Below are 21,573 nucleotides of genomic sequence, written 5' to 3'. Positions count from 1 at the left end.
ACCAGTGACGTGGCCACTACCTCCGTCGGGCTGCGCTCCGAGCGCGGACCGATCCTGCTGTCCCTCATGCTCGCGACGGCGCTCGTCGCCCTCGACGCGACGATCATCGCGACGGCGTCGGCCACCATCGCCCGGGAGCTGGGCGGGTTCGAGCAGCTCCCGTGGCTCTTCTCGACCTACCTGCTGGCCCAGGCCGTGGGCACCCCGCTGTCCGGTCGGCTCGCGGACGTGCTGGGCCGCAAGCGGATGATGCTGGCCGGCGTGGCGCTGTTCTTCCTGGGCTCGGTGCTGTGCGGCGCCGCCTGGTCCATGGGTGTGCTCATCGTCGGCCGCGTCCTGCAGGGCCTCGGCGCGGGCGCCGTCATGCCGGTCTCGCTGACCATCGCCGCCGACATCTACACCCTCGAGGAGCGCGCCAGGACCCAGGGCTACCTGGCCTCGGTGTGGGCGATGTCGTCGGTCGTGGGGCCGACCCTGGGCGGGGTGTTCTCCGAGTTCGTCAGCTGGCGGTGGATCTTCTTCGTCAACGTCCCGCTCTGCGCGCTGGCGGCCTGGATGCTGATCCGCCGGTACCACGAGTCCTCGCGCGAGGGCACCCGCGAGCCCATCGACTACCTGGGCGCCGGGCTCCTGGCCGGTGGCAGCACGGCCCTGCTCCTGGGTCTCCTGGAGGGCGGCAGCACCTGGGGCTGGTCGTCGCCGACGACGACGTCGATCTTCGCCGCCGCGGTGCTGCTGTTCGTGGCGTTCGTGGTCCGCGTGCGCCGGACGCGGTACCCGATCCTCGACCTCGCGATCCTGCGGCGGCGCATCGTCGTCGTCTCGACCGCGGTCTCGCTCGTGGTCGGCGTCATCGTGCTGGGCCTGTCCACCTACATCCCCATCTACGCCCAGGGAGTGCTGGGCGTCGGACCGCTGGTGGCAGGCTTCACGCTGGCGGCGATGATGGTGGGCTGGCCCCTGTCCGCCTCCAACGCCGGCCGGCTCTACCTGCGCATCGGGTTCCGGCTCACCTCGATGATCGGCTCGGCCGTGGTGGTCGCGGGAACCGCACTGGCGCTCCTGCTCGGCGCGTCGAGCCTCGTGGTGGCCGTGGCCGGCGTCTGCTTCCTCGTCGGGGTCGGCATGGGTCTGACGGCCGTGCCCACGCTCATCGCCGCCCAGTCGTCGGCGTCGTTCACCGAGCGGGGGGCTGTCACCGGCACCAACATGTTCGCCCGGTCCCTGGGTTCGGCGGTCGGCGTCGCCGTCTGCGGGGCGATCGTCAACGCCGGCACCACGCTCGGGCCGGAGGGACTCCCCGTCGGTCCCGGCCTGATGTCCGCCATGCACGTCGTCTTCGGCGTGCTGGCGTCGTGCGGCGTGCTGCTGCTCGTGCTCGCCACCCTGATCCCCGCGGACCTGCAGGAGGCCCGCGACCGCCGCTCCGGCGCGGCCGAGCCCACGGCGGCGACGTAGCCAGGGCGGGCCGCGGCGTCAGTCGCCGCGCACCAATCGGACGTGGAGCTGCATCGCCGAGACGTCCGTGAGGGATGCGACCTGGTCGACGGCGACCCGCAGCCGCGCGGCGTCGTCCGCGGCGTCACGCCAGTCCGCGGCGAACGCGGGCTCCAGGGCCAGCGGCGCCCGGTCCGTCAGGGCCTCGACCAGGTCGACGACGATGTCGCGCTGCGCGGCGTAGACCGGTTCGGACTCCCGCGGTGCCATGACGTAGGTGACCGCGACGCCCTTGAGCGCCAGGATCTCGTCGGCGGTCTCGTCCGGGACGACGAGCCGCGCCGAGTAGCGGGTGAGCGGCCCCTCGCCGTAGATCTCGCGGGTGGCGCGCTGGGCGGCGCCGCTGAAGCGCCCGATGAGCTGGCTCGTGGCGTCCTTCAACGCGGCCAGTGACCGGCGTGAGCCGTCGAAGTCCGTGACCAGGTAGCCGGTGTCCCGCAGGCGGCACAGCGCGGCGTCCAGCGCGTCCGGGTCGTGCCAGTCGCCGTACCAGGAGCGCACGTGGTCCACGATCCGCGACCGTTCCTCGGTGTCGTGGAGCAGTCGCAGGTCGACCCGACCGCCGACGACGGCGTCCTCGACGTCGTGCACCGAGTAGCTGATGTCGTCCGCGAGGTCCATGACCTGTGCCTCCATGCAGCGCACGCCACCGCGCGGGGCGCCCTGCCGCAGCCAGGCGAAGACCTCGGCGTCGTCCGGGTAGACGCCGAACTTGTGCGTCGCGCGCCCGTCCGGCCGGGCAGGCCCCTCGCCGAGCCGCCACGGGTACTTCACGCTGGCGTCGAGCGAGGCGCGCGTCAGGTTGAGCCCGCGCGGGGCGCCGTCGTCGGCGATGATCTTCGGCTCCAGCCGCGTGAGCAGCCGCAACGTCTGGGCGTTGCCCTCGAACCCGCCGATGTCCGCGGCGACCTCCGCGAGCGCCCGCTCCCCGTTGTGCCCGAACGGCGGGTGGCCCAGGTCGTGGGTGAGGCAGGCGGTGTCGACCAGGTCGGGATCGCAGCCCAGCGCCCGGCCCATCTCGCGGCCGACCTGCGCGACCTCGAGCGAGTGCGTGAGGCGGGTGCGCACGAAGTCGTCGCTGCCCGGGGTCAGGACCTGGGTCTTGGCGCCCAGGCGCCGCAGCCCGGAGGAGTGCACCACGCGGGCGCGGTCGCGCTCGAACGGCGTGCGGTGCTTGGACTTCGGAGGTTCGGCGGCCCAGCGTTCGGTGTCGGCGTCGGTGTACGACGCCGTCCCCTCCTCGCCGGGGACGGGGCGCGGCCCGGTCCCCACCACGGCGGGGTCGAACGCGTCCTGCGAGAACGTCTGCACGCAGGTCAGCCTACCGAGCGGCGCCGACGCTCCGTCCGGGACCCTACCTGGCGGGCTGCAGACCGCGGTAGACGGCGGTGCGCAGCTCCTGCGCCCAGGGTTCGTACTGGGGCATGCCCAGGTCGCGCGCGACGGCGAGCTCGGCCTCGACGTCGTAGGGCACGCGCACGTGCTGCAGACCGAACGGGGCGGGCCGGTCGGCGTCGGGCACCCCGTCGAGGATCGTGTAGCAGGCGGTGGGTTCGTCCAGGGAGTTGCCGACGCTGCCGACGTTGAACAGGGTGCGGCCCCGGAAGGTCTCCACGTAGGCGTCGTGGACGTCGCCGTACCCGACCAGGGTGGGTTCGGGGCCGGGGCCGGTGAGGTCGGTGGTGGCGAACATGCCGGCGAACTCCTCGGGGGTGTGGTCGAAGTGCACGCGGGTGTGGACGCTGGTGGCCGAGGCGTGGAACAGCCGGATGCGGCGCCCGGAGAGCTGCAGGTCGTGGCACAGCGGCTTGGCGGCGATCCGCTCGCGCTGGTCCGGTCGCAGCTCGTCGCGCCACCAGACCATCTCCGCGGGCCCGTCGTCGGCGATGCCGGGCAGGAAGTCGTCCCAGTTGCCGCGCACGTCGGCCTCGCAGACCGCGGTGAGTCGGTCGACGACGGCGCTGCCGCGGGGACCCTTGCCGGCGTCGTCGCCGAGGTTGACGATCCGGGTGATCCCGCGCCGGGCGACGTCCGCGAGGACGGCGTCGAGCGCGGTGAGGTTGCCGTGGACGTCGGAGACGATCGCGATCTGCTCGGTGGCCACGCGTCGATGCTCCCACAACCGGCGGGACCGGGGGTCAGCGCCGTTCAAGCATGCCCCGGACGAACGCGATCTGCGCGGCGTGCTGCAGGGCGTCCGCGGCCACCGAGACCAGCCGGGCGCCGAGCGTGACCGGCGGGTCCCACGCCTGGTCGACGACGACGTCGAGGTCCGCGTCGGCCAGGCCGGTCAGGACGTCGAGCGACTCGTTCTGCACGTCCTGGACGTAGCCGAGCAACAGCTCGGCCGAGGCCTGCACCTGGGCGACGTCGTCGGGGGTGTGACCGAATCCGGTGTCCTCCGGGCCGAACGGGAGAGCGAACTTCTCGTCCCAGCCGCCCGCGGTCCAGACCTGCTCGCGGCCGCACGCCGCGGAGACCTGCACGTCCTGCCCGCGGCCGATGTGCCAGGTCAGCCAGGCGATGGTGTTCGCCCCCGGATCGACCCGCGCGGTCAGCTCGTGCGCCGTCAGCCCTTCGACCCCGCGGCGCACCGTCGGGCCGATCCGCGAGTACAGGTCCTCGAGCACTTCGATGCCTTCCACCGTGGCCTCCGTCCGTGGTCGTCCTGGGCCCACGGTGCCCCCTGCCGAGCGGATCCGCGACCGCTCAGGCCAGGCGGTGGACGCCGACGCCGGGCCCGTCGCCCGGGATCGCCAGTCCCCCGGGTCCGGCCGTGACCGGGACGTCGCCGTACAGGCGCTCCGGCGTGGCGCCCGGGGCCAGCAGCCGGCCCGGCAGCACCGCACCCTGCCAGGGCGCCCGCGCCAGCACCACCAGCACGCGCTCCGTCGGGGTCTCGCGCAGGAACACCACGGCGTCGTCGGCCACCACGGCCCACCGCATGCCGCCGTCGCTCAGCGCGGGCGAGGCGCGCCGCACCGCCGACAGGCGCCGGTAGACGTCCAGGGTCGCGGCGTCCCACCGCGACCCGCCACCGCGCGCGCCCTGGTCCCAGGCCATGGTGGTGCGCGCGTGCTCGCCGTTGTCCCCCGTGGCCCCCACCTCGTCCCCGGCGAACACCACGGGCGTGCCCGGGTAGGTGAACAGCAGCGCGGCGGCGACCTCGGCGGCCTGCGCCGACCCGACGACGGTGCGCAACCGGGGGGTGTCGTGCGAGCCGAGCAGGTTCCACTGGCGGGCGGTCACCGACCAGGGCACGGACGCGCCGAACTCCCGCATCGTGGCCACCATCGCCCCCGCCGGGCGGCGCGCCCCCGCGACGGGCAGCCCGTGGGCCGCCACCGGCGAGCCGTCCACCGCGAGCCACGACCACGCCGGGCGGGTGAAGCCCGTGTAGTTCATGTTCGCGTGCCAGCCGCCGGCCAGCAGGTCGTCGGTCGCATCGTGGAAGTGCTCGGCGATCAGGGCCCCGTGCGGGGCGTCCTGCACGACGGCGGCACGCAGCTCGCGCGCGACGGCGTGGGTGCGGTCGTCGCTCCCCCACCGGCCGGTCATGTTGGCGACGTCGACCCGCCAGCCGTCCAGGTCGAACGGGGCACGCAGGTACCGCCCGATCGGGGCGTCGTCACCGGTGACCATGCGCCGCCAGGTCTGCGGCGAGGACCAGTCGAGCTTGGGCAGGGAGCCGAAGCCGAGCCACGCGGCATAGCCCTCGCCGGCCGGCGTCGTCGCCACGTCGGGTCCGCCCGGCTCGGCCCAGACGTACATGCCGTGCTCGGGCGAGGCCGGGTCCGCCAGGGCCCGGCGGAACCACTCGTGGTCCTGCCCGGTGTGGTTGGTGGTGATGTCGCCCATCAGCCGCATCCCGCGGGCGTGCACCGCCGCGGACAACCGGGCGTAGGCGGCGTCGCCGCCGAGCAGCGGGTCGACGTGGTCGAAGCTCGAGGCGTCGTAGCGGTGGTTGGACCGGCCGGGGAACACGGGCGTGAGGTAGACGGTGCCGACACCGAGCGCCGCGAGGTGATCGAGGTGGTCGACGATCCCGTCCAGGTCGCCGCCGTAGAGCTGCGTCCCGGCCAGCACGCCGGTGCCGGCGGGCTCGTCGTCCCAGGCGGCCGGCGCGGCCCAGTCCGGCAGCGGGCGCGAGGACGCCGCCGCCGACCGCGCGAACCGGTCGGGGAAGATCTGGTAGACCGGCCCGTCCGCCAACCAGTCGGGCGCCGGCGCGTGCGTGCTCAGCCGGAAGCTGCCGGCGTCGGACACGTCGCGGTCGTGCACCCCGCGTCCGTCGAGCCAGCGGTACCCGCCGGGCGACTCGAGCAGGAACCGGTACGGCACCACGGGGTTGTGCACCACGACGTCGGCCGCGAAGACGGCCTCGCCGTCCGTGCCGCCGTCGGGCAGGGCCTCCACGAGCCGCGGCTCGCCGTCGCGCACCGTGCGCAGCCACACCCGCCCGGCGCCGGACGCGTGCGGCACCCGCACGCGGACGGGCACCGTGTCGCCGAGCGCGGGCGTGCCGGCCGGGACGTGGACGGACGAGCCGTCGTGGTGGGGCAGGTCGAGCAGGTGCGGCGTGCGGGTCATGCTGTCCTCTCGGTCGGCGGCCGGTGCCGCCGACCGAGGTCAGCGGCGTCGACCGATGGCCCACCCGGCGGCGAGCGCGATCGCGACCCCGACGATCTGTCCGCCGAGGATCACCTTGTTCAGGTCGAGCACGGGCTGCCAGCGAGCCCCCTCCGCCGAGACCACGAAGACGCCGAGCGGCTTGACCTGCAGCCCGTAGCCGCCGCCACCGCCGCCTCCCTCCCCGCTGCCCTCGCCGTGCGTCTCGCCGCGGAGCTCACCCTGGGCGTCGCCCGAGGCGTCGCCCGCGTCCGAGCCCTTGCCGTCGTCGCCCTCCGCGTCGGCCGAGCCGACCCGGAACGACTTCGACCAGCCGGCCAGGTGACCGGACCCCTTGCCGGTGCCGGTGCCCTGGCCGGACCCGTGCCCGGTGCCGCTGCCGGCGGCGCCGCCCGAGCCGGTCCCGATGCCGCCCCACACCTTGGCGACGGGGATGAGGAGCTGTCCTTGGTGCTCGTAGGCCTCCCCGTACGCGCGGCGCACGGAGAAGGAGTCGTCGGCGGCGTCGGTGAGCCGCCCGAGGTCCGGGGTGTAGCTGCGCGTGTCGTCGGTCATGTGCCCAGGCTAGAGCCGTGGTGTGAGGCCCGCCACAGCCCGGGCAGAAGTTCCTCAGCCCTTCACCGACCCGGCGGTCAGCCCGCCGACGATGTACTTCTGCAGGAACAGGAACAGCGCGAGGATCGGGATGGTGGAGATCACCGCGCCGGCCGCGAAGAGCCCCCAGTTGGCCTCGAGCAGGCTGGACACCCAGGAGTAGAGCCCGACGGCGAGGGTCCAGTTCGCCTCCGACTGCAGCAGCACGCGCGCGATGACGAACTCGCCGAACGTGGCGATGATCGACAGCAGCGCCACGACGGCCAGGATCGGCGTGACCAGCCGCAGGATGATCGTCCAGTACGTCTGGGCATGGGTGGCGCCGTCGATCTTCGCCGCCTCGTCGAGCTCACGCGGGATCGTGTTGAAGAACCCGTACATGAGGAACGTGTTCACGCCGAGCGCTCCGCCCAGGTAGACGCAGATCAGCGCGACCTTGGAGTTCAGGCCGAGCGCCGGGACGACCTCGCCGAGGCTGATGAGCAGCAGGAAGATCGCCACGAAGGCGAGCATCTGCGGGAACATCTGGATGATCAGCAGGGTCGTCAGACCGGCGCGCCGGCCCTGGAACCGGAACCGGCTGAAGGCGTAGGCGGCCGCCGCGCCCATGAGCACGGTGCCGATCGCCGTCACGACGGCCACCTGCACGGAGTTGGCGACCCACGACCAGAACATGGTGCCGCCGAGCGCCGCGTAGTTGGCGCCGCTGACCGTGTCGAAGAGCTGGTTCGACCCGGTCAGGGTGCCGCCCTCGGACAACGACGCCGACAGGACGTACACGATCGGGAAGACGGCGTAGACGACGAACACGACGCCGACGAGGTGGCGCCAGCCGTCCTCGGCGAACCACCGGCCGGCGGTCCGGCGACGGGGCGCATCGGGGGCGGGGCGCGCGGTGCGGCTCCCGCGGAGCGAGACGGTGGTCATGTCAGTTGATCTCCTCGAGCGAGCGGGTCCGCTTGAAGGCGACGGCCGAGATCGTCGCGATGATCACGAAGATGACGATGGACAGCGCGCTGGCCAGCCCGAAGTTCTTCGGGGCCGTGCCGTCGAGCCCTGCCACGGAGTAGACCATCGTGATGAGGATGTCGGTGTGACCCAGCGGCACGGACGCGTCCTCGAACCGTGGACCACCGCCGGTGAGCATGTACACCAGGGCGAAGTTGTTGAAGTTGAACGCGAAGCTGGAGATGAGCAGCGGCGTCGTGGAGACCAGCAGCAGCGGCATCGTCACCGAGCGCCAGGTCCGCAACCGGCCCGCGCCGTCGATCTTGGCGGCCTCCAGCACGTCCGACGGCAACGACTGCAGCGCGCCGGTGCAGATGAGGAACATGTACGGGAAACCGAGCCACAGGTTGACGCCGATCAGGGACAGCTTCGCGAGCCAGGGGTCGGTCAGCCACGGGATCGCCGCGCCTCCCAGGAGCACCTGGTTGACGAACCCGAAGCTGCGGTTGAGCAGGCCGGACCACAGCAGCGGCGCCACGAAGCCGGGGATCGCGTACGGCAGGATGAGGAGCGTGCGGTAGACCCGCCGGCCCCGCAACGGTGCGTTGAACACCGACGCCAGGAACATCCCCAGCAGGAACGTGGTGGCCACGGACGCGATCGCGAACACGAAGGTCCACACGACCACCTGGAAGAACGGTCCGGCGTACCGGGAGTCGCTGAAGGCGGTGGTGAAGTTGTCGAACCCGACGAACACCCGCCAGCCCACGTCGAGCGTGCTGCCGTCCGCCGCCTCGAACTGGCCGTCGTCGTTCGGGGTGTAGACGGCGCCGGTGACGGTGTCCGTCATCGTGTCGGCGGTCTCGTCGTACACGAGCGTCGGGGTGTAGGTGTAGCCGGTCCGCGCGTCCTGGGTGCGGATCGAGCCGGCGTTCGGGTCGTCCGAGACGGGCACCCGCAGGTCGGTGACCTCCCCCTGGCGGGCGATGACGTCCTGACGGTCCAGGACCTCCCAGCCGTCCACGGCGGTGATCTGCCCGTCGGCGACGGTGGCCCCGACGGGCTCGAGCGGCTGCTCGGCGTCGCCCACCGCCGTCGTGCCGTCCGGTTCGACGACGGCGAAGCCGAGCGTGCCGCCGTCGTCCACCACGGTCAGGGGCAGGGCGGGCGACCCCTCGACGCGGCGCTCGTTCTGCGCGAGCAGCGCCGTGATCGCGTCGTCCTTGGTGGAGTTGTGCCCGTCGCCGTAGTTGGTGAAGGCCACCCACCCGGTGTAGGCGATCGTGAAGATCTGGAACGTGAACAGGAAGATCAGTCCGGGCACGACGTACTTCATCGGCACGGTGCGCCGGGAGAAGTACACCCAGTTGACCACGGCCAGCATCGCCAGCATGGCGCCGAGGACGACCCACGACTCCGCGACCCACGCGGACCACAGGACGTAGACGCCGAACGCGTCCGCGACGGCCATGATCGCCAGCTTGACCAGGAACCCGGCGCCGTAGCGGCGGGCGTGGGACTCGTCGGGACGGACCCGCCGGCGGCGGGGGGCGTCAGGAGGGGTGGCGCCGGTGGCCGCGTCGGGTCGCTCGGCGACGGCGCTCGGGGCGCCGGGCTGCTGCAGGTCGCTCATCGGGGGCCTTCCGGGGTCGCGTGACGGGCCGTGGCGACTGCCACGGCCCGTCACGAGAGGTCAGGACGTCAGGAGCCGAGGGCGCCCTCGATGTCGGAGTTCATCTTGTCCCAGGCCTTGGCCGGGTCCTTGGCCGAGCCGGAGATGATGTTGGCCTCGGTCACGCCCCAGAAGGCCCACACGGAACCCATCTCCGGGATGGACGGCATCGGCACGGCCTCGGCGCCGACCTCGCGGAAGCCCGCCACGATCGGGTCCGACGACGCGGCGTCGGCAGCGGCGGTCAGGGCCGGCGGGCGGCCACCCGCCTCGAACAGCGCGGTCTGGGCGTCCTCGGTGGACAGGTAGTTCACGAGGAAGTCGTTCGCCAGCAGCGCGTTCTCGCTCTGGGCGCTGACGTAGAAGCCCTGGACGCCCACGAACGGCTGGGCGGCCTCGTCGCCGGCGGCCGGCACCGGGTCGATCGACAGGTCGAGGTCGGAGAACTGGTCCAGCATCCACGGACCGCCCACGATGAACGGCGACTTGCCCTGGGCGAACGCCTCGACCGCGATGTCGTAGGTGATGTCCGTGCTCAGGTTGCCGTTCGCGCCCTGGTCGGCGAGCCACTGGGCGTAGGCCTCGCCGGCGTCGCCGGTCATGGCGAGCTCGGGCGAGTACGAGCCGTCGTCGTTCTGCTCGAACACGGGCGCACCGAACGAGGTCTGGAACGGGTAGAAGGTGTACGGGTCACCCTCGGTCGAGGTCTGGATGAGGAACGGGTACTTGGTGCCCGCGTCCTTGCCCATCGCGATCGCGTCGTCCCAGGTGGCCGGCGCGGAGTCGGCGAGCTCGGTGTTGCGGATCAGCGCGATGTTCTCGATCGCGTAGGGCAGTCCGTAGACGGCGCCGTCGGCGGTGAACGCCTGGACGGCGACGTCCTCGAACTCGCCGGCCTTGTCGCCGAGCTCGACGGGGGCCACGACGCCGTTGGTGATGAGCTCACCGAGCCAGTCGTGGGCGCCGACGGTCACGTCGGGGCCCTCGCCCGTGGGAACCTGGGCGATGAAGTCGGCCCGGATGTCCTCGAAGGGCTTGAGGACGGTCTCGACCTCGGTGCCGGTCTCGGCGGTGAAGTCCTCGGCCGCGGCCTCGACGGCGGCCTGGCGGGTCTCGTCGACCCAGACCGTCAGCGTGCCGCCGTCGGCCATGTCGTCGCCGGCCGCCTCGGTCGCGGTGTCGTCGGCGGTGCCTTCGGCCGGCTCGGCCGTGTCGTCGGTCCCGCAGGCCGACAGGGCGAGCGTGGCGACCAGGGCGGAGGCGAGAAGGATGCTCCGTCGCATCGGGGTACTCCCAGCATCGTTCGGTGGCCCGGTGGCGGGTGCGCCGGTGGGCCCTGCTGAGGGATGAATGTATGAGGTCTGTTCGCGTTTTGCAAGATCTTGCAATAACGTTTCTGCAACGCAGTGCCGCGGGGGCGTCCGCCTGCCGGGCGTCACCGACCGAGGAGAACCGTTGTCCCCTACGATCACAGGCGTGCGTACCCGTCTGAGCGACCTGGCCGAACAGGCCGGGGTCTCCACCGCGACGGTGTCGCGCGTGCTCAACGGCAAGCCCGGCGTCGCGAGCTCCACCCGCCAGTCGGTGCTGGCCGCGCTGGACGTCCTCGGGTACGAACGCCCGTCGGCGTTGCGCAGCCGTTCCGCCGGCCTGGTCGGGCTCGTGGTGCCGGAGCTGACCAACCCCGTCTTCCCCGCGTTCGCCCAGGCGATCGAGTCGGTCCTGGCGCAGCGCGGCTACACCCCGCTGCTGTGCACGCAGGCGCCGGGCGGCACCACCGAGGACGAGTACGTCTCGACCCTGGTGGACCACTCGGTGGACGGCATCGTGTTCGTCTCCGGCCTGCACGCGGACACCCGGGCCAGCCACCGGCGCTACGAGCTGCTGACGGGCCAGGGCGTGCCCATCGTCCTGGTCAACGGCTACGCCGACGACATCGACGCCCCGTTCGTCTCCCCCGACGACGCCGAGGCCGTCGACGTCGCGGTCCAGCACCTGGTCACGCTGGGTCACCGGCGCATCGGGCTGTCCATCGGGCCCGAGCGCTACGTGCCCGCCCGCCGCAAGGTAGCGGCGTTCTCCCGGGCGCTCGTGCGGCACGGCCTGGCCGACGACGAGCCGGCGGCGCGCGCGCACGCCATCAGCACGCTGTACACGCTCGAGGGCGGCCAGGCCGCGGCCGGGGAGCTCTTCGCCTCCGGTCACACCGCCGTCGTGTGCGGCTCGGACCTCATGGCCTTGGGCGCCGTGCGCGCCGCCCGCTCCCAGGGGCTCAAGGTGCCCGACGACGTCTCGGTCGTCGGGTACGACGACGCCCCCCTCATCGCGTTCACCGAGCCCCCGCTGACCACGGTGCGCCAGCCCGTCGAGGCGATGGCGCACGCCGCGGTGAGCGCCCTGCTCACCGAGATCGGCGGCGACCGCGCGCCGCGCACCGAGCTGCTCTTCTCCCCCGAGCTGGTCGTGCGGGGCTCGACCGGCCCCGTGCCGCGGCACTGACCGGCCCCGACCGGGGACGTTGCGCGGCGCACGGACTCCGCGCAGGCTGGTGCCCACGCCTCGACACGCCCGAACGCCTCCCGCAGCCGCCCTGCAAACGTTGCAGCAACGGTTACACTCGAACGCCGAACCCGCCACCGATCATCGCGAGGACCACCGCATGGCCACCACCGAGCCGACCACCCCCACCCCGGAAGCCCTCCAGGAGGGGACCACCGTGCACGTCGGGTCGCGCGCGTCCCGCCAGTGGTGGCGCGACGCCGTGATCTACCAGGTCTACCCGCGCTCCTTCGCCGACGGCAACGGAGACGGGATCGGCGACATCCCGGGCATCACGGCGCGGCTCGACCACCTGCAGGCGCTGGGCATCGACGCGGTGTGGCTCTCGCCGTTCTACCGGTCCCCGCAGAACGACGCCGGCTACGACGTCGCCGACTACCGCGACGTCGACCCGCTGTTCGGCACGCTCGACGACTTCGACACCATGCTGGCCGGCGCGCACGACCGCGGCATGCGCGTCATCGTCGACCTGGTCCCCAACCACACCTCCGACCAGCACGCCTGGTTCCAGGCGGCGCTGGCCGCGGAGCCCGGCTCCCCCGAGCGCGCCCGCTACATCTTCCGCGACGGCCAGGGCCCCGACGGCGCCGAGCCGCCGAACAACTGGCAGTCCATCTTCGGCGGGCCGGCCTGGACGCGCCTGCCCGACGGCCAGTGGTACCTGCACCTGTTCGACTCGACCCAGCCCGACCTCGACTGGAACCGGCCCGAGGTGCGCGCCGAGTTCGTCGACGTCCTGCGGTTCTGGCTCGACAAGGGCGTGGACGGGTTCCGCGTGGACGTGGCGCACGGCATGGTCAAGGCCGACGGGCTGCCCGACTGGCACGGCCACGTGTCGATGGTCGACGGCGGCACGTCCGACGAGGAGTCCGAGCCGGGCGCGCCCGAGGACGGTTCCACCGGCGCCGGCAACCAGGGCCCGATGTTCGACCAGGACGGCGTCCACGAGATCTACCGGTCCTGGCACGAGGTGCTCGCCGAGTACGACGGCGACCGCTGCCTGGTCGCCGAGGCCTGGGTGGAGCCCCTGTCCCGCCTGGCCCGGTACGTCCGTCCCGACGAGATGCACCAGGCGTTCAACTTCTCCTTCCTGACCACCGGCTGGGACGCCGCCGCGCTGCGACGCGTGATCGCGGCGTCGTACCGCGCCAACGACGAGGTCGGCGCACCCACCACCTGGGTGCTGTCCAACCACGACGTCGTGCGGCACGTGACCCGGCTCGGCCTGCCGAACCCCGGCGTGCGGCCGAACGGCGTCTTCGCCACCGACCCGCAGCCCGACGAGGAGCTCGGCCTGCGGCGCGGCCGGGCGGCGTCGCTGCTCATGCTGGGCCTGCCGGGATCCGCCTACCTGTACCAGGGCGAGGAGCTCGGGCTGCCCGAGCACACGACCATGCCGAACGACGTGCGCCAGGACCCGGCGCACTTCCGCACCCAGGGTGCCGAGGCCGGCCGCGACGGCTGCCGGGTGCCGCTGCCGTGGTCCGCCGACGCCCCCGGGCTCGGGTTCGGACCCACCGGTGCGACCTGGCTGCCGCAGCCGGAGGCGTACGCGCGGTACGCCGCCGACGTCCAGGACGGGGTCGAGGGATCCACGCTCGAGCTGTACCGGGCGGCGCTGGCCACCCGCCGGGCCGAGGGACTCGGTCACGGCGGTCTGACGTGGCTGGCGGGCTGGGAGGATTCCGGCGACGTCGTGGCGCTGCGCAACCTCGACGTGGTCGTGGTGGCGAACCTCGGCGCCGAGCCGGTCGAGATCCCGGGGGCCGGCGAGGTGCTGCTCGCCTCGGGTCCGCTGGCGCCCGGGCTCGACGACACGACCGTCGTCGTGCCCGCCGACACGACGGTCTGGCTGCGCGCCTGACCCACCCCCGACGCTGTGGGCATGAAATCGACGGTTGTCCATCGATGGACAACCGTCGATTTCATGCCCACAGCGTCGGGTGGTCCGGACCGGGTCAGCCGCCGGAGACGCTGAGCTCCGCCTCGCGCAGCCTGGCCTCGAACTCGGCGTCCAGGTCGCGCGAGTCGAGCCAGCCGTAGGGCAGGTGCGGCTTCTTCGGCGAACCGGCCCGCCCCCGCGGGCCCTCGGCGTCCTCGCCGGGGTACGGCAGCGACAGGTCGAGCGCGTCGAGCCGCTCCCGCAGCTCGGCCAGCGTGGAGACCATCGACAGCGAACGGCGGGCGTCGCCCCCGACGGCGTACCCCTTGAGGTACCAGGCCATGTGCTTGCGCAGGTCACGCATGCCCTTGCCCTCGTCGCCGTCGTAGTACTCGATCATCAGCTCGCCGTGGCGGTAGATCGTCTCGGCGACCTCGCGCAGCCCGGGGCGCACCCGCAGGTCCGAACCGTTGAACGCTGCGGCCAGGTCGGCGAACAGCCACGGCCTGCCCTGGCAGCCGCGGCCCACGACGACGCCGTCCGCCCCGGTCTCCCCCACCATGCGGATCGCGTCCTCGGCGGCCCACACGTCGCCGTTGCCGAGCACCGGGACGGAACGCACGGCCTCCTTGAGCCGGGCGATCGTCACCCAGTCCGCGGTGCCCGAGTAGTGCTGGGCCGCGGTCCGGGCGTGCAGGGCGACGGCGGCGACGCCGAGGGACTCGGCCGTGCGGCCGGCCTCGAGGTAGGTGAGGTGGTCCTCGTCGATGCCCTTGCGCATCTTGACCGTGACGGGGATGCCGTACGGCTCCGCCGCCTGGACCGCCGAGCGCACGATGTCGGTGAAGAGCTGCTTCTTCCACGGCAGCGCCGCACCGCCGCCCTTGCGCGTCACCTTGGGCACGGGGCAGCCGAAGTTGAGGTCGACGTGGTCGGCCCGGTCCTCTCTGGCGATGATGCGCACGGCCTCGCCCACCGTGGCCGGGTCGACGCCGTAGACCTGCGCCGAGCGCGGCGTCTCGTCGTCGCCGAAGGTCACGATGCGCAGCGCCTCGGTGTTTTGCTCCACGAGCGCGCGCGAGGTGACCATCTCGGCGACGTACAAGCCCGGGTCGAAGCCGGTGGACTCGCCCGCCTGCCGGCACAGGGTGCGGAACGCCCGGTTGGTGACTCCGGCCATGGGTGCGAGCACGACCGGGGTCGCGACCGTCAGGGGGCCGATCTGCAGGGGAGGAAGGACAGCGCTCACGGCGTCATTCTCCCATCCACGCCCCGAGCCCGGCTGTGACGCGCAGCGGTGGCGCTGCTCACCCTCCGCCGGTCCCGACGTGCCCAGAAAGGACGTCGGTGGCATTCTGGCGCAGCCCCGACGAAAGGAAACTCATGGCACTCTGGCTGGTCCTCATCATCGCCGGTCTCGTCTCGCTCATCCTCGGCCTGGTCGGCCTCGGCCAGTTCTTCATCTGGGTCGGCGTCATCGCCATGGTGGTCGGCGTCGTCCTGGTGCTGGTCAACCGGGGGAACCGCAAGGTCGGCTGACCCGGCCCCGCGGAGGTCCGGCGTCGAGATGCGACATGTCGGGACCTGTGGAACGTTTACTACGTGTCGTGACAAGACCTGTCGCGACGGACGAAGGAGGTCCACGTGCCACTCTGGCTCATTCTGATCATCATCGGTGTCGTGCTCCTGATCCTGGGGCTCGCGGGGATCGCGAAGTTCCTGATCTGGGTCGGCATCATCGTGCTGGTCGTCAGCCTGGTGCTGGCTCTCGTGCGACGAGCGAAATAGCGACCTACCCTTCAGCACGACCCCTTCCTGGACAGCAGGAAGACAGCAGCGGGGCCGTCCCCTTCGGGACGGCCCCGCTGCTTGTCGGTCGGGCAGTGGCACGATCGGTGTCACACCTTGCCGCCTCGGTGCTACACTTTGGCGATGCCGACGACGAAGCCCCGCCATGCGATCACCGAGTCAGAGGCCATCTCCCATGCGCTCGCCGTTGCCCGTCGACGCTGGCCGGGGGAACCCACGAGTCGACTTCTGGCACATCTCATCGAGGAAGGTGCCTCGACGGTCGAACAGCAGGGTTCCGCGCTCGACCGCGAGCACGAGCGCGCTGTCGACGACCTGGCACTGCTGGCCACGCACTACCCCGACGGCTATCTGGACGACGTGCGCGCCGGGTGGGACGAGTGATCGTCGCCGACGCGAACGTCGTCATCGCGGCGGCCAACCCCGGACATGCACATCACGCCGCGGCGCGGGACGTCGTGCGAACCCATGGGCGGGACCGCATCGTGCTGCACTCACTGACTCTGGCCGAGGTCCTGGTCGGGCCTGCTCGCACCGGGGGTCAGGTCGAAGCGCGCGCCCGCCTCGAACGCGCAGGCTTCTCCGTATCGCCTGACGGCGACCCTGCCTCGGAAGCCCTCGCCCTGGTCCGGGCGACGACGTCCTTGAAGATGCCCGACGCCTGCGTCCTCGCGACCGCCGAGCACCTGGGGGCGGACCTCGCGACGTTCGACCGACGTGTCGCGCGTGAAGCCCGCGCTCGGGGCGTCACGGTGCTCGGGGCACCGGAGCCCGATACCGACTGAGAGCAGCCGCAGACGTGACCGGGGGCCGCCCAGTTGGACGGCCCCCGGTCACCTGCGACGACGCGGCGGCGTCGGAGCGTGGGTCAGACCCCGGGCATCCGCTGGGCGAGGTAGCCGGCCACCTGGTCGAGCGCCACGCGCTCCTGCGCCATGGTGTCGCGGTCGCGGATCGTCACGGCCTGGTCGTCCAGGGTGTCGAAGTCGACCGTGACGCAGTACGGCGTGCCGATCTCGTCCTGACGGCGGTACCGCTTGCCGATCGCCTGGGTGACGTCGTGGTCGACGTTCCAGTGCTCGCGCAGCTCGGCGGCGAGCTTCTCCGCCGTCGGCAGCAGCTCGGAGCTCTTGGACAGCGGCAGCACGGCGGCCTTGACCGGGGCGAGTCGCTTGTCGAGGCGCAGTACGGTGCGCTTGTCGACGCCGCCCTTGGTGTTGGGCGCCTCGTCCTCGGCATACGCCTCCACGAGGAACGCCATGAGGGAACGGGTCAGGCCGGCGGCCGGCTCGATGACGTACGGGAAGTACTTCTCGTTCGTCACCGGGTCGCGGTACATCAGGTCCTTGCCGGAGTGCTCCGCGTGCGTCGACAGGTCGAAGTCGGTGCGGTTGGCGATGCCCTCGAGCTCGCCCCACTCGGAACCCGTGAACCCGAAGCGGTACTCGATGTCCACGGTGCGGGTCGAGTAGTGCGACAGCTTGTCCTGCGGGTGCTCGTACAGGCGCAGGTTCTCCGGGTCGATGCCCAGGCCCGTGTACCAGGCCATGCGGGTGTCGATCCAGTACTGGTGCCACTCGGCGTCCGTGCCGGGCTCGACGAAGAACTCCATCTCCATCTGCTCGAACTCACGGGTACGGAAGATGAAGTTGCCCGGCGTGATCTCGTTGCGGAACGACTTGCCGATCTGCGCGATGCCGAACGGCGGCTTCTGCCGCGACGCGGCCGCCACGTTAGCGAAGTTCACGAAGATGCCCTGCGCCGTCTCCGGACGCAGGTAGTGCTTGCCCGCCTCGTCCTCGACGGCGCCGAGGTAGGTGGACAGCATCATGTTGAAGTCGCGCGGCTCGGTCCACTCGCCACGCGTGCCGCAGTTGGGGCAGGCGATCTCGGCGAGACCGCCCTCGGGTGCGCGGCCCTTCTTCTCCTCGAACTCCTCGACCATCTGGTCCTCGCGGAACCGCTTGTGGCAGCTCAGGCACTCGGTCAGCGGGTCGGTGAACGCACCGAGGTGGCCCGACGCCTTCCACACGGGCGTGGGCAGGATGACCGACGAGTCGAGGCCGACGACGTCGGGCCGGCGGGTCATCGCCTTCCACCACTGCCGCTTGATGTTGTCCTTCAGCTCGACGCCCAGGGGGCCGTAGTCCCACGCGGAGCGGGTCCCGCCGTAGATCTCGCCGGACTGGAACACGAAACCTCGGCGCTTGGCCAGGGAGACGACGGCGTCGAGCTGGGCGGTCGCGGATGCTGCCACGGATCACTCCTGAGGTCGACCCCGCAGGTGGCTCCGGCGGGGTTGATGTGCATGGGTGGGCGGCGCCCGACGGGCACCGGCAGCCAGCCTACCGGTCGCCCAGTCCGCCAGGATCTCGTCGCCCGCCCTACGACTCGCGCGCGTTCGGACGCGCACGCGCTCCGATCATCCCCGGGGACCTCGACCCATCCCCGCACCGGCTCAGCCAGCCAGCGCTACACCCGCATCTGCGTTGAGCCGGTAGACCTTGCCGACGCTGGTGGGATGCTCGGTGATATCGGTCAGCCACAGCTCGTTCGGCGCCGCCGCGGTGAAGTCGCGCAGAACGAGGTCGTCGTGCGCGGGCGGGCCGGGCCGCTTGCCGTTCTTCGACCGCTTCTTGCCGAACACCGACCACCAGCGCCCGTCCCGACAGACCCGCCACATCGTGCGGTCGCACGCGACGTGGCTGGCCTCGCGTGCCTCGTCGGCCAGCAGCCGGTACCCGTACTCCGGGTCATCGCGGTGAGCGTCGAACAGGGCGTTGGCCAGATAGGCCTGGGCCAGCTCACGCTCGCTGACCGGTGCGGCGAGCCACCGGTAGTACGGCTGGCGGGCAAGGTTGAGGACCCGGCACGTCACCGCGACTGGGATCCGTCTTCGGCGAGCTCACGGACGAGCGGGTAGCTCATTTTCCGGGCAGGTGCGCCTGGGCGAAGTACGCCGCCGCCCGGCGCAGCACCTGGTTCTCCTGTTCCAACAGCCGCACACGCTTCCTGGCCTCACGGAGCTCGGCCGACTCGGACTTCGTCACACCGGGCTTGGCGCCGGCCTCGACGTCGGCCTGGTGGAGCCAGTTGCGCAGGCACGACTCGCTGATGCCGAAGTCTTTCGCGATCTGCTTGATCGGAGTCTCGCCCTGGCGGGCGATCGCCACGACGTCGTCGCGGAACTCCTTCGGGTGGGGTCTGGGCACGGGACACATCCTTCCAGCAGCGCCTCTCGGCACCACACGTTGGGTGACACCCAACCGTGCAGCAGTCCCCTAGGCCATTTGACCCAAGTCAGGTCACCGTCAGGCAGCGGGCCCGCCTGGCTCGCGCGATCAACGCCGCCGACCGCCACGAGGAAGTGTTCGTCGCCTGGCAGTGCGCAGCAACTACGAGCCGCCTACCAGGCCAGGGACCTGGCTGACGGACGACGCCTGGCCAAGAACGTCCTCGCCTCGTTCCACACCTGCCCGGTCCCCGAAGTCGCGCGCCTCGGCCGGACCCTGCGCACGGAAATGGTCACCGGCGAGCCCCTGTCCCTTACGGATGCCCCGTGAGTTCCCAATGACGCTACTGAAGCAGTAGCGTCAAATTCGTCACGCCGACCGCAACCCCAGAAATTACCACCCTGCCACCGACCAGCTTGACTATGTCGAGATCGGCCAGCACTAGTCCATTGCGTGATGCACTCATATAGCGAGAAACATAGAACGCACCTCCACCAAGGACAACTTCGCTGGCCGACGTGACAAAAGCGACACCAGTAGGGAGCAGGTCGCTGCCAGAAAGCAGCTCGAGAGCCATAATAAGAGAGAAAAGAAATCCAAATCCGGCCAGCGTAGCCGAGCCCAACACTACTGATCCACCGATTGTAGAATTGAGCACATGGAAGCTTTCGAGATGCGAGAACCGCAACCCGGCCCATGCCGCTCGAAATGAATACCAGGCGGCGGCCAGGGCCAACGGGACTCCAATCAAGGGGAGCAATAATTCCACTACTCGATCCAATCATTGCCAGTAGTCGCTTTGAAGCCAAGCATTGAATGCGTTGTGAACCTTGCGACAGTGGCAACAGGCCTGTGCCTCGCCGCGGACTGCAATGAAAGCGTTATATTGGATCGACTTGTTCCAGGCCTTCGCGCATAATCCGCCAATGGCGAATGGCGACCCATTTTCAGCACCTGCGTGTTCTTGATTATACGCGCTCCCGGTACGTATGACATCGCAAGGTCGATTCCAAAGTTGCCAGCCGCCTGCTGCCAACTCTCATCACCGCGATAGAGCTTTGCCCCGTGCGTCAGACCAGATGCCGCCAGTGCCAAACCGCCGACCACTGTGCAGGCACCAGCAGTGGCCGCAATGCAGAGGCCCGCGCCCACAACACCGATTACAGTTCCAGCGATTTGGAGGCCATTCATAAACCCGTCGGAACGAATGTAGCTATCAATGCTCCCCCAAGTATTTGATGCGGTCTCACTGATCGCATCTCTCGCGACCCCGAGGGCATTTCCGACACCGTCCCAGAAGCCGCCACCGTCGTCGGGTTCGGTGCTGGTCGGCGGTGTGGGTGGTTCTGGAACAACCTGTGGTTCGGGTTCGGGCTGTGAAGGAGCCGCCTCTTGGCCTGGCGGCTTCCTGATCTTGTTCTGCGGGTTGACCTTGCCTCCAGCGCCGGGAATTGTGTTGAACAGGAGTTTGCCGGTGGGGTCGGTCCAGGTGGCGGGGTTGGCGTTGGAGTAGGTGTAGGCGTGCCATTGCTGGGGGTCGGTCAGGTCCATGACGGGGTCGACGGAGATGAATGCCCCGAGTAGTGGGTCGTAGTAGCGGGCGCCGATTGCTGTGAGTCCGGTGGTGTCGGTGGGTTTGTCGATGAAGCCGCGGTCTCCGGTCCAGTCTTGGGTGGTGGGGGTGTTGTTCGGGTTGCCGGCGGCGGTGTTGCGGGGTGCGCCGAAGGGGTCGAGGTGGCGGCGGGTCACGGTGTTGGTGACGTTGGAGATCTGGATGCTGCCGGTGTTGTGGTGGTCGGCGAAGATCGTGGTGGCGCCCTCGTACCCGTTGTCGGTGCGCATGGCCACGGTTTGTCCGGCGAACGTGTAGTAGCGGGTGGCCTGGATGTTCCCACTGGTGGTGATGGTCAGTTCCTGGCCGGGCAGGTAGACCGTTGTCGTGTCGCCCTGGCGGCGCACGAGCCGGTCGCCGTCGGCGGAGTAGACGTACTCGTCGCTTTCATCGACCTGCACCGTGCCATCACCGTCGCCGTCGGACTGCACGCCACGCAGCTCACCCTCACGGTCCCAGGTGAGGCTCTGGGCAGCCTGTCCGGGGGTGTCGCGGGCGGTCATGTTCCCGGCCGCGTCGTAGCCGAAGGTCGAGGTGCCGACCTGACCGGTGTCGTCGGTCGCGACCACCTGGGTGGTGGCGTGGGGGTGGTTCTCCCCCGAGGTGGGCTGGGTGTAGGTCGAGGTCAGGTTCCCGCCTTGGCCGCCGGGACGGTGCAGCACGGTGTTGGTGCGGTTGCCGAGCACGTCGTAGGAGTACGACGTCCAGTACGGTTCAGCACCGTCCAGCGCGGCGGTCGAGCGGTTGGCCGTGCAGTCGCCGCCGACGGGGGTCCATGCCTGGGTCAGGCGGCGTGCCCAGTCGTAGTCGAAGCACTGCTGATCGGCCGCATAGCCGCCCAGCGACGGGTTCGGAGCGTCCTTGATCGACAGCACGTTGCCCGCCGCGTCGTAGCCGTAGAGCCCTCGAACCGCGCCGGCGACGCACTCGGCAGCTTCACCAGGGCAGCCGCAGCCAAGAGCGGGACCAGCTGCCGAATCATCCTTGACCGAATCAACCCCATGAATCGGCCCGTCCACCCACATCGCCGTCGTGTCATCGACAACGCTCGACCAAACCGTCGCCAAGATCAACCGAATGCCAGACCTCGTTGCCGAAACGTGATCTGAGGCCGTTCCGCACACGCACTGTTCGTCAC

At 70.8% G+C, this 21,573-nt stretch carries 21 protein-coding genes and 1 pseudogene; 8 read left to right on the top strand and 14 right to left on the bottom strand.

The window, feature by feature from the left end; genetic code table 11:
• The first annotated feature begins 9 nt into the window (after positions 1 to 9).
• The gene (locus ACIQLL_RS16275) at positions 10 to 1,458 is read left to right on the top strand and encodes an MFS transporter (RefSeq protein WP_449768910.1); all 1,449 of its coding nucleotides are present in this window, start codon (positions 10 to 12) and stop codon (positions 1,456 to 1,458) included.
• A gap of 18 nt (positions 1,459 to 1,476) precedes the next feature.
• Here ACIQLL_RS16275 and ACIQLL_RS16270 read toward each other — a convergent pair whose 3' ends face one another.
• The 8 genes from ACIQLL_RS16270 to ACIQLL_RS16235 form a co-directional block, all read right to left on the bottom strand.
• Complete coding sequence (locus tag ACIQLL_RS16270; RefSeq protein WP_402469483.1) at positions 1,477 to 2,769, bottom strand: deoxyguanosinetriphosphate triphosphohydrolase; 1,293 nt, start codon at positions 2,767 to 2,769, stop codon at positions 1,477 to 1,479.
• A gap of 82 nt (positions 2,770 to 2,851) precedes the next feature.
• Positions 2,852 to 3,601 carry a metallophosphoesterase family protein gene (locus ACIQLL_RS16265; RefSeq protein WP_402469378.1) on the bottom strand — a complete coding sequence of 250 codons (750 nt, stop codon included), beginning with the start codon at positions 3,599 to 3,601 and terminating at the stop codon, positions 2,852 to 2,854.
• Positions 3,602 to 3,635: 34 nt separating this feature from the next.
• On the bottom strand, positions 3,636 to 4,142 hold the full coding sequence (locus ACIQLL_RS16260) for a mycothiol transferase (protein ID WP_402469375.1): 507 nt from the start codon (positions 4,140 to 4,142) through the stop codon (positions 3,636 to 3,638).
• Between the two features lie 64 nt (positions 4,143 to 4,206).
• Positions 4,207 to 6,087 carry a glycoside hydrolase family 13 protein gene (locus ACIQLL_RS16255; RefSeq protein WP_402469373.1) on the bottom strand — a complete coding sequence of 627 codons (1,881 nt, stop codon included), beginning with the start codon at positions 6,085 to 6,087 and terminating at the stop codon, positions 4,207 to 4,209.
• A gap of 39 nt (positions 6,088 to 6,126) precedes the next feature.
• Entirely contained in the window at positions 6,127 to 6,681 is a 555-nt protein-coding gene (locus ACIQLL_RS16250) for a hypothetical protein (protein ID WP_402469371.1), read from the bottom strand.
• Between the two features lie 54 nt (positions 6,682 to 6,735).
• Positions 6,736 to 7,647, bottom strand: a complete 912-nt coding sequence (locus ACIQLL_RS16245) for a sugar ABC transporter permease (protein WP_402469369.1) — start codon at positions 7,645 to 7,647, stop codon at positions 6,736 to 6,738.
• A 1-nt stretch (position 7,648) separates the two neighbouring features.
• Positions 7,649 to 9,301, bottom strand: a complete 1,653-nt coding sequence (locus ACIQLL_RS16240; protein ID WP_402469366.1) for an ABC transporter permease subunit — start codon at positions 9,299 to 9,301, stop codon at positions 7,649 to 7,651.
• Positions 9,302 to 9,369: 68 nt separating this feature from the next.
• On the bottom strand, positions 9,370 to 10,623 hold the full coding sequence (locus tag ACIQLL_RS16235; protein WP_402469365.1) for a sugar ABC transporter substrate-binding protein: 1,254 nt from the start codon (positions 10,621 to 10,623) through the stop codon (positions 9,370 to 9,372).
• 193 nt (positions 10,624 to 10,816) lie between these two features.
• On the opposite strand from ACIQLL_RS16235, the gene ACIQLL_RS16230 reads away from it, so the two are divergent.
• Together ACIQLL_RS16230 and ACIQLL_RS16225 are read left to right on the top strand one after the other, a co-directional pair.
• On the top strand, positions 10,817 to 11,839 hold the full coding sequence (locus tag ACIQLL_RS16230) for a LacI family DNA-binding transcriptional regulator (RefSeq protein ID WP_402469362.1): 1,023 nt from the start codon (positions 10,817 to 10,819) through the stop codon (positions 11,837 to 11,839).
• Between the two features lie 160 nt (positions 11,840 to 11,999).
• Entirely contained in the window at positions 12,000 to 13,763 is a 1,764-nt protein-coding gene (locus tag ACIQLL_RS16225; RefSeq protein ID WP_402469360.1) for a glycoside hydrolase family 13 protein, read from the top strand.
• A 94-nt stretch (positions 13,764 to 13,857) separates the two neighbouring features.
• On the opposite strand, the gene dusB is transcribed toward ACIQLL_RS16225, so the two are convergent.
• Positions 13,858 to 15,030, bottom strand: a complete 1,173-nt coding sequence (dusB, locus tag ACIQLL_RS16220; RefSeq protein WP_402469357.1) for a tRNA dihydrouridine synthase DusB — start codon at positions 15,028 to 15,030, stop codon at positions 13,858 to 13,860.
• Between the two features lie 134 nt (positions 15,031 to 15,164).
• Here dusB and ACIQLL_RS16215 point away from each other — a divergent pair, with 134 nt between their 5' ends.
• The 4 genes from ACIQLL_RS16215 to ACIQLL_RS16200 all read left to right on the top strand — a co-directional run bounded on the left by ACIQLL_RS16215 (position 15,165) and on the right by ACIQLL_RS16200 (position 16,375).
• Entirely contained in the window at positions 15,165 to 15,320 is a 156-nt protein-coding gene (locus ACIQLL_RS16215) for a hypothetical protein (RefSeq protein ID WP_402469355.1), read from the top strand.
• A gap of 105 nt (positions 15,321 to 15,425) precedes the next feature.
• A complete protein-coding gene (locus tag ACIQLL_RS16210) occupies positions 15,426 to 15,569 on the top strand; it encodes a hypothetical protein (protein WP_402469353.1) in 144 nt (47 codons plus the stop codon).
• 144 nt (positions 15,570 to 15,713) lie between these two features.
• Entirely contained in the window at positions 15,714 to 15,974 is a 261-nt protein-coding gene (locus ACIQLL_RS16205; RefSeq protein WP_402469351.1) for a hypothetical protein, read from the top strand.
• On the top strand, positions 15,962 to 16,375 hold the full coding sequence (locus tag ACIQLL_RS16200) for a type II toxin-antitoxin system VapC family toxin (RefSeq protein ID WP_402469349.1): 414 nt from the start codon (positions 15,962 to 15,964) through the stop codon (positions 16,373 to 16,375). Before ACIQLL_RS16205 ends, ACIQLL_RS16200 begins: the two co-directional genes overlap by 13 nt.
• Before the next feature lie 83 nt (positions 16,376 to 16,458).
• On the opposite strand, the gene ACIQLL_RS16195 is transcribed toward ACIQLL_RS16200, so the two are convergent.
• The 3 genes from ACIQLL_RS16195 to ACIQLL_RS16185 all read right to left on the bottom strand — a co-directional run bounded on the left by ACIQLL_RS16195 (position 16,459) and on the right by ACIQLL_RS16185 (position 18,802).
• The gene (locus ACIQLL_RS16195) at positions 16,459 to 17,847 is read right to left on the bottom strand and encodes a glycine--tRNA ligase (RefSeq protein ID WP_402469348.1); all 1,389 of its coding nucleotides are present in this window, start codon (positions 17,845 to 17,847) and stop codon (positions 16,459 to 16,461) included.
• Between the two features lie 201 nt (positions 17,848 to 18,048).
• Positions 18,049 to 18,468, bottom strand: a complete 420-nt coding sequence (locus ACIQLL_RS16190; protein WP_402469491.1) for a hypothetical protein — start codon at positions 18,466 to 18,468, stop codon at positions 18,049 to 18,051.
• Positions 18,469 to 18,514: 46 nt separating this feature from the next.
• Positions 18,515 to 18,802: a transposase gene (locus ACIQLL_RS16185; protein ID WP_402469345.1), complete on the bottom strand. Its 288-nt coding sequence runs from the start codon at positions 18,800 to 18,802 to the stop codon at positions 18,515 to 18,517.
• A 92-nt stretch (positions 18,803 to 18,894) separates the two neighbouring features.
• On the opposite strand from ACIQLL_RS16185, the pseudogene ACIQLL_RS17530 reads away from it, so the two are divergent.
• A pseudogene (locus ACIQLL_RS17530) lies at positions 18,895 to 19,105 on the top strand (transposase); the annotation flags it as partial.
• Positions 19,106 to 19,166: 61 nt separating this feature from the next.
• On the opposite strand, the gene ACIQLL_RS16180 reads toward ACIQLL_RS17530, so the two are convergent.
• Both ACIQLL_RS16180 and ACIQLL_RS16175 read right to left on the bottom strand, forming a co-directional pair.
• Positions 19,167 to 19,592 (bottom strand): hypothetical protein, encoded by a 426-nt coding sequence (locus ACIQLL_RS16180; protein WP_402469342.1) that lies wholly within the window; start codon positions 19,590 to 19,592, stop codon positions 19,167 to 19,169.
• Positions 19,592 to 21,508: an RHS repeat-associated core domain-containing protein gene (locus tag ACIQLL_RS16175; protein ID WP_402469339.1), complete on the bottom strand. Its 1,917-nt coding sequence runs from the start codon at positions 21,506 to 21,508 to the stop codon at positions 19,592 to 19,594. The genes ACIQLL_RS16180 and ACIQLL_RS16175 overlap by 1 nt, the downstream gene beginning before the upstream one ends.
• Positions 21,509 to 21,573: the final 65 nt, after the last annotated feature.

It is taken from the genome of Isoptericola aurantiacus (assembly GCF_044769875.1).
In the GTDB taxonomy this organism is placed as follows: Bacteria; Actinomycetota; Actinomycetes; order Actinomycetales; family Cellulomonadaceae; genus Isoptericola; species Isoptericola aurantiacus.
The sequence above is the reverse complement of the archived record's forward strand: the minus strand, read 5'-3'. Positions and strand labels throughout refer to the sequence as shown.

Bases quoted from the DNA above. Each gene is read 5' to 3' on its own strand.
- ACIQLL_RS16255 (WP_402469373.1), bottom strand. From the start codon at position 6,087: ATGACCCGCACGCCGCACCTGCTCGACCTGCCCCACCACGACGGCTCG.
- ACIQLL_RS16250 (WP_402469371.1), bottom strand. From the start codon at position 6,681: ATGACCGACGACACGCGCAGCTACACCCCGGACCTCGGGCGGCTCACC.
- ACIQLL_RS16245 (WP_402469369.1), bottom strand. From the start codon at position 7,647: ATGACCACCGTCTCGCTCCGCGGGAGCCGCACCGCGCGCCCCGCCCCC.
- ACIQLL_RS16240 (WP_402469366.1), bottom strand. From the start codon at position 9,301: ATGAGCGACCTGCAGCAGCCCGGCGCCCCGAGCGCCGTCGCCGAGCGA.
- ACIQLL_RS16235 (WP_402469365.1), bottom strand. From the start codon at position 10,623: ATGCGACGGAGCATCCTTCTCGCCTCCGCCCTGGTCGCCACGCTCGCC.
- ACIQLL_RS16225 (WP_402469360.1), top strand. From the start codon at position 12,000: ATGGCCACCACCGAGCCGACCACCCCCACCCCGGAAGCCCTCCAGGAG.
- ACIQLL_RS16215 (WP_402469355.1), top strand. From the start codon at position 15,165: ATGGCACTCTGGCTGGTCCTCATCATCGCCGGTCTCGTCTCGCTCATC.
- ACIQLL_RS16205 (WP_402469351.1), top strand. From the start codon at position 15,714: ATGCCGACGACGAAGCCCCGCCATGCGATCACCGAGTCAGAGGCCATC.